General features: G+C 75.4%; 6 protein-coding genes. 4 read left to right on the top strand and 2 right to left on the bottom strand.

Annotation, left to right across the window (positions count from 1 at the left end; all coding sequences use genetic code 11):
* Positions 1-606 precede the first annotated feature (606 nt).
* Together BG452_RS44850 and BG452_RS44845 are read right to left on the bottom strand one after the other, a co-directional pair.
* Positions 607-1,599 carry a hypothetical protein gene (locus BG452_RS44850; protein ID WP_188310171.1) on the bottom strand — a complete coding sequence of 331 codons (993 nt, stop codon included), beginning with the start codon at positions 1,597-1,599 and terminating at the stop codon, positions 607-609.
* Complete coding sequence (locus BG452_RS44845; RefSeq protein WP_188310170.1) at positions 1,596-2,405, bottom strand: RNA polymerase sigma factor; 810 nt, start codon at positions 2,403-2,405, stop codon at positions 1,596-1,598. Before BG452_RS44845 ends, BG452_RS44850 begins: the two co-directional genes overlap by 4 nt.
* A 355-nt stretch (positions 2,406-2,760) precedes the next feature.
* Between BG452_RS44845 and BG452_RS44840 the strand changes: the two genes are divergently transcribed.
* The 4 genes from BG452_RS44840 to BG452_RS44825 all read left to right on the top strand — a co-directional run bounded on the left by BG452_RS44840 (position 2,761) and on the right by BG452_RS44825 (position 6,151).
* The gene (locus tag BG452_RS44840; protein ID WP_188310169.1) at positions 2,761-3,231 is read left to right on the top strand and encodes a hypothetical protein; all 471 of its coding nucleotides are present in this window, start codon (positions 2,761-2,763) and stop codon (positions 3,229-3,231) included.
* Between the two features lie 398 nt (positions 3,232-3,629).
* Positions 3,630-4,364 carry a VC0807 family protein gene (locus BG452_RS44835; protein WP_223243673.1) on the top strand — a complete coding sequence of 245 codons (735 nt, stop codon included), beginning with the start codon at positions 3,630-3,632 and terminating at the stop codon, positions 4,362-4,364.
* A 149-nt stretch (positions 4,365-4,513) separates the two neighbouring features.
* Positions 4,514-5,251, top strand: a complete 738-nt coding sequence (locus BG452_RS44830; protein ID WP_188310168.1) for a tyrosine-protein phosphatase — start codon at positions 4,514-4,516, stop codon at positions 5,249-5,251.
* A gap of 141 nt (positions 5,252-5,392) precedes the next feature.
* On the top strand, positions 5,393-6,151 hold the full coding sequence (locus BG452_RS44825; protein ID WP_188310167.1) for a Clp protease N-terminal domain-containing protein: 759 nt from the start codon (positions 5,393-5,395) through the stop codon (positions 6,149-6,151).
* Positions 6,152-6,239: the final 88 nt, after the last annotated feature.

Raw genomic sequence — 6,239 nt, 5'->3', positions numbered from 1 at the left:
CCGTTGGCAGTCTGAAAATCACCCGTCACGCCCCTCTCCGCAGCCACCCCCTGCGCCGCCCCCTTCCGCAGCGCGTCCCTCTCGCCTGGTGGGGAGGGGGTGGGTGGGTGGGGGAGGTGGGTGGGGGAGGTGGGTGGGTGGGGGAGGTGGGTGGAGGGTGGAGGTGGGTGGAGGGGTGCGGGGGGTGGGTGGGTGTGGGTGGGTGTGGGTGGGTGTGGGTGGGGGGTGCCGGGGGTGGGTGGGTGCGGGTGAGGGTGAGGGGGTCTTGCGGGTGCGTGGGCTTCGCTCTGGCGGGCCCGCTGGGGTGGGGGTGGCGGCCGGGGGACCGGGCAGCGGTCCCCCGACCGCCGGATCGGGGTGCGGCCCGCCCTGACTGCGGGAGGGCGGGCCGCACGTTCCGGGCCGGCCGGGCCGGAGGCGCGTCCGGGGTGAGCGCCTGCCGGTCCGGCCGGGAGCCGGCCGGGTGGACGGTGGGCACGGGGGAGCCGACCGGCCACCCGGAGTCTTCGGGTGGTTGTGCGTCCTGCGGGTGGTGCGGGGTGGTGCGGTCCGGGTGGGCGGCGAGCCCGGGGGGAGTCGCTCGCCGCCCACCCGGAGTTCTGGGGGTCATCTCCGGGCCGACTGGTCGTCCTCGGAGGGGCCGGTTCTGCTCGGACGGATGTCCGGCAGGGTGGGGGCGCCCGTCGGGGGCGGGATCACACTGCCCTTGCCGGGCTTGGCGCCGTTGCCGCCGCCGTTCTGGCTGTTGCCGTTGCCCTTGCCGGAATCGCCGCCGGAACCGCTTCGGCCGGGGGCGCTCGGCTGGGTGCCGGCGCCCTGGTGGTCGCCGTCCTGGTGGTCTCCGTCCCGGTGGCCGAGGGCGCCCTCGCAGTAGTCCTGGACGCCGTCGGCTCCGCCGGCCGCCGCGATCAGCGGGGCGAAGAGCGGGTCGGCGGCCAGCCTGCCGGGGTGTTCGCCCTTGCCCGTACGGTCCGCGAAGTTCTGGCAGAGCGGGAGCAGCGCGGTGGGCGGGGCGGGGTGCTCGGCGTGCCCGCCGGTGGTGGGAACGGCGGGCGAGGCGGGGCCGGACGGGACGGCTCCGTGCGGGTCCGCGGTGCCACCGGGGGACGGCCGGGCACTGCCGGACGGGGGCGCGGAGGAGGCGGTGCCGGTGTCGGCGGAGGCGCCGAGCGGGGTGCCCGGGGTGGCCACCGCGTGCTCGGGTTCGGACGGGCCGCCGCCGAGGCCGGACGGCAGGTTGCCGGTGCCGGCGGCGACCGCGACCCCGCACAGCGCGGTGGCGCCGAGCACGGCGGCAGCGGCCTTCGTGCTGAAGGCCCTGGCCAGCGCGGCGGTTGCCATCGATCGTCTCCGGACGGGGGTCACTACGGGGTCGGGCGTGAGACTCGCCGCCCGGAACGCGGCCAGGGCGGTCTCCTCCCCAGCCAGTTCCGCGGGCGTCGCCGGGGCGGCGGCCGCGGCCAGTACCCGGGCGAGCTGCCCGGGACCGTCCGGTCCGGTGAGCGAGGCGTCCTGCCCGGCCGACGGGCCGCCCACGGCACCGCCGAGCAGTTGCTCGGCGGCATCACGGTCGATCCGACGGGATCGGTTGGTGCTCATCTCATGTCCTTCAGCGTCGCGGCCCGGCGTTCTGTCACACCCTGGGGAGAAGTTTTTTTCGCGGGCTGTTCCGCGGGTCGTCCGGCGGCGGTCCCGGTGCCCGGTTCGGCCGGGCGGGCGGCCGGGATCCCGGCTCCGGCGGAGAAGGGCTGGTCCAGGAGCTTGGCTAGTCGGCGCAGGCCCCGGTGGGCGGCCATCCGGACGCTGCCGGCCCGCTTGCCGAGCACCCGGGCGGCGCTCTCGGCGTCCAGTTCCATGACCACTCTCAGCAGCACCGCCTCGGCCTGGTCGCGGGGCAGCCGGGAGATCAGCGCCAGGGCGTCGGCGGTGCCGACGGTGGCGAGTGCGGCGCGGGCGGTGTCGTCCCCGGCGGCCTGTTCGACCAGGTACTCGAAGGGGAGGTCGGCGACCGGGCGCCGGCGCCTGGCGCGCAGGTGGTCCATCGCCCGGTTGCGGGCGACGGTGGCCGCCCAGCCGCGGAAGCCGTCGCCGTCGCCGGAGAAGCCGCGCAGGTCGCGGGCGATCTGCAGCCAGGTCTCGGAGGCGATGTCCTCGGCGTCCTGCACGTCCTCGGGCCGGCCTCCGACGAGCACTCTCAGGTAGCGCAGCAGGCCCGGCTGGACGGTCCGGAACAGCAGCCGGAACGCCTGTTCGTCCCCCTCCTGGGCGGCGCGGACCGCCTCGGTCAGGTCGGTGGGAGCGGGGCCCCCGCCCGGGGGTGGGCCGGCGGGAGGTACTGGTCCGGACCGGCCGAGGGGGCTGCCGGTGCCCGCTCCGGGGCGTTCTGCACTCTGCACCCGCCACATGATGCGCCATCCGGGGGAACGGGTCGGCGCCGGTCGAAGGACCGGACCGGACGGGGCCAAGGTCCCGCCGACGGCTGCCGTTCGCCCGCAGCCCCGGGAGGCCGCCCCCGCCTACGTTGTCGGTAGGCGAATCGATCCGGGCCCCGACCCGCCCGGACGCCGGGCCCGCCGACGCGCCCGACCACGCCGCCGTGACCCCGCGACCCCGCCGCGCCCGTTTGTTCCGACGCCCGCCCGAGCCCGTTCGGGCGGGCGTCGGTCCGGGCCGCCCCGGCCGGAGCGGGACCGGGGCCAGATCCGGGACCGGGATCGGGGCGGAGCCGGAGCGACCGTATGACCAGCAGGGAAGACCGCGATGACCACTGCCCACGAGCTCCACGCCAAGGGCCTGCGCGAGCACCTCGCGCCCGCCCTGCGCGGCCTGGGCCTCACCGGGCGGCACCCGGCCTTCCTGCTGCCGGACGAGGACCACTGGATGCTGCTGGGCCTGGTCGAGCGGCCCGCCGCCGACCGGGTCGCGTTCACCTTCGGGCTCAGCCTGGTCCGCCGCGCCGACTGGGCTGCCCCGGCCCCGCCCGACCCGCACACCCGGTACGGCTTCGAGGTCTGGCGGGCCCGGATCGGCGAGGTGCTGCCGGTCGGCGAGGACGTCTGGTGGGAGGTGTTGCCCGGGCCGCGCTGGCAGCTGACGCCGTCGCGGCCGTCCGGGACTACGGCCTGCCGGAGCTGCGGCGCCGGGCCGGGGCGGACCGCTCGCCCACCGGCGGGGCGCACCTCTGGTACCTCTCCCCCGCCGAGCTGGAGGACGTCAACGCCGCGCTGCTGACCGCCTCGGTGGCCCGGGTGCAGCGTACCGAGCTGGTCGACGGGGCGCTGGTGCTGACCGGCGCCTGGACCCGGGGCGACGGCGTGGCCCGGACGGTGCTGGCCGGGGCCGCCCGGGGGTTCCTGTCCGCCGGGGACGACCGGTTCCGGACGGTGCGCTGCCTGGACACCCTGGGGCGGGAACTGTGGGTCCTCGGTTAGACCGGCGCCGGGCTGGATCGGTGCGGATCGGCGCAGGTCTGGATAAGGCCAGGTGGGCGGGGGTGTCACGGGCCGCACAGTGACAGCTGTCATGCGGATCCGGCAACGGACGGCACTGCTCTGACGGAGGGTCGGACCGAAAAACTGGAGGCACGACGCGGGCAGTGGCCCGCGGCCACCAGCCGGGAGGAACCCACCATGAGCAGCCGGACCGTCACCGCCGTCACCGCCGCCGTTCCCGCCCAGGACGTCCAGGACGACCGGGCAGCCGGGGCGCCGAACCCGCTGCTCACCGGGCTGCGCCCGCTCGCCCTCGATGTGGCCGCCCCGCTGGTCGGCTACTACCTGCTGCACTCGGCCTGCGGCCTGAGCGAGTTCGCCGCGCTGGCCTGGAGCAGCGTCTTCCCGGCCGGGCGGACCGTCCTCGGCCTGCTGAAGGAGCGCACGCTCAACCTGTGGGCCTCGCTGATGCTGGTGGTCAACCTGGCGGGCCTGGCGCTCACCTTCGTCACCGGCGACGCCCGGATGATGATCGCCAAGGACGGCGGGCTGAGCGGCACCGTGGCGCTGGCGATCCTGGTCTCGGCCGCGGTCGGCCGGCCGGTGATGACCCCGATGCTGATGCCCTTCGTCACCAAGGGCGACCGGGGCCGGGCCGCCGCCTGGCAGCGGCTGGTCGAGGGGCGGGCGGCGGCCTCGCGGGCCTTCCGCCGTCACGAGCGGGTGTTCGCGGGCATCTGGGGCACCGCGCTGCTGGCCGAGTGCGCGGCCCGGGTGGTCGGTGCCTTAACCCTGCCGGTGTCGACCATGGCCTGGCTGTCCACCGTGTTCCTGATCGGCGCGATCGTGGCCGGTTCGATGCTCGGTCAGATCGCGGTCGACCCGATCGAGAAGCTGGTCGCCACCGAGGTCGAAGCCCCGACCGCCGCCTGATCCCCCGCCGGCCCGGTACGAACCGTCGGTCTTCCGTACGAACTGCCGGTGACCTGGGTTCTAACGATCAGGAACCATCGGGATCGCCCGGGAGTCCTGATAACGAGGGGGTAACGGTACCCCCGACCGAGGAAACGGGGAGCCCCACCATGCGGACCGACGCGCTGACCACCACCGAGGACCGCACCCTCGTCTGGGACGGCTGTCTGAACGTCCGCGACCTGGGCGGACTGCCCACCGCCTCCGGCAAGCCGACCGCCCGCGGCGCGATAGCCCGGGCGGACAACCTGGACCGCCTGACCCGCGAGGGCTGGGACGCCCTCCTCGACCACGGTGTCCGCACCGTGGTCGATCTGCGCGACGCCGAGGAGTACAGGCCGCTCCTCCCGCTCCCCGAGGAGGTCGAACTGGTCCGCGTCCCGCTGGACGAACTGGCCGGCCCCGCCTGGTGGGAGGCCCACGGCCGGCTGGACGGCACCCCGCTGGCCTTCCGCCCGTACCTGGAGCACTGCCCGCACGCCGCCGCCGCGCTGGTCACCGCGATCGCCGAGGCCCGCCCCGGCGGACTGGTGGTGCACTGCGGCGCCGGCCGTGACCGCACCGGCCTGGCCGCCCTGCTGCTGCTCGCCCTGGCCGGGGTCGACCGGGCCGCGATCGCCGAGGACTACCTGCTGAGCGGCCCCAACGTCCGCCCGCTGTACGGGATGCTCGGCCTGCCGGACCCGTACCACCGGATCGACGCGGCGCTGGCCGAGGCCGGGACCACCGCGGAGGCCGCTCTGGCAGCCACCCTCGACGGGCTCGACCCGGCGGGCTACCTGCTCGCGGCGGGGGTCGCGCCCGCCCAGATCGCCGCCGTGCGGGACCGGCTGCTGACGGGGGCGTAGGGCCCCCGGCCGGGGGCCGCCGCGGTCGGGCGGGTGCCGCAGTCGGGCGGATGTGTTCGAGCGGATGCGGACGCAACCTACCTGCCGGTAAGCGTCAACTTGTGGTTGACGATCCTCGGATCGACAACCTACGGTTGACGCATGGAGAATCCCGTTGTTCCCAACACCACTCCGCTGCGCCTCGACGACCTGATCGCCGCGATCAAGAAGGTCCACGTCGACGCGCTCGACCAGCTCTCCGACGCGGTCATCGCCGCCGACCACCTCGGCGAACTCGCCGACCACCTCATCGGCCACTTCGTGGACCAGGCCCGCCGCTCCGGCGCCTCCTGGACCGACATCGGACGCAGCATGGGCGTCAGCAAGCAGGCCGCCCAGAAGCGCTTCGTCCCCAAGGACCCGGGTGCCGTGAACGACCTCGACCCCAGCCAGGGGTTCGCCCGGTTCACGCCCCGGGCGCGCAAGGTCGTGGTGGCCTCGCAGGAGGAGGCCCGACAGGCGAACAACGCCGAGATCGGCCCCGAGCACATCCTGCTCGGCCTGCTCGCCGAGCCCGAGGGCATCGCCGTCAAGGCGCTCGCCGCCCAGGGCGTCACCCCGGAGGCCGTCCGGACGGCGACCAGCGCCGCGCTGCCGACCGCCGTCGAGCAGACGGTGCCCGCGCTGATCCCGTACAGCGCGCAGGGCAAGAAGGTGCTGGAGCTGACCTTCCGCGAGGCGCTCAAGCTCGGACACAACTACGTCGGCACCGAGCACATCCTGCTCGCACTGCTGGAGTTGGAGAACGGCGAGGGCGTGCTCGCCGGGCTCAAGGTCGACAAGCCCGAGACCGAGACCTTCGTCTCGGAGGCCATCGCCGCCATCATCGCCGCCCGGGACGCCGCGCCCGAGCAGCGGTGAGGCGCTCCGCACCGACCGTGCCCCGGGTGGAACTACCGCCCGGGGCACGGCACTTGCGGATGGCGGCCTAGGGCGTGTCAGACACGCC

The sequence above is a fragment of the Streptomyces sp. CBMA123 genome, assembly GCF_014596465.1.
Taxonomy (GTDB): Bacteria; Actinomycetota; Actinomycetes; order Streptomycetales; family Streptomycetaceae; genus Kitasatospora.
Note: the sequence above shows the minus strand (reverse complement) of the source record. Positions and strands in the feature narration are given on the sequence as shown.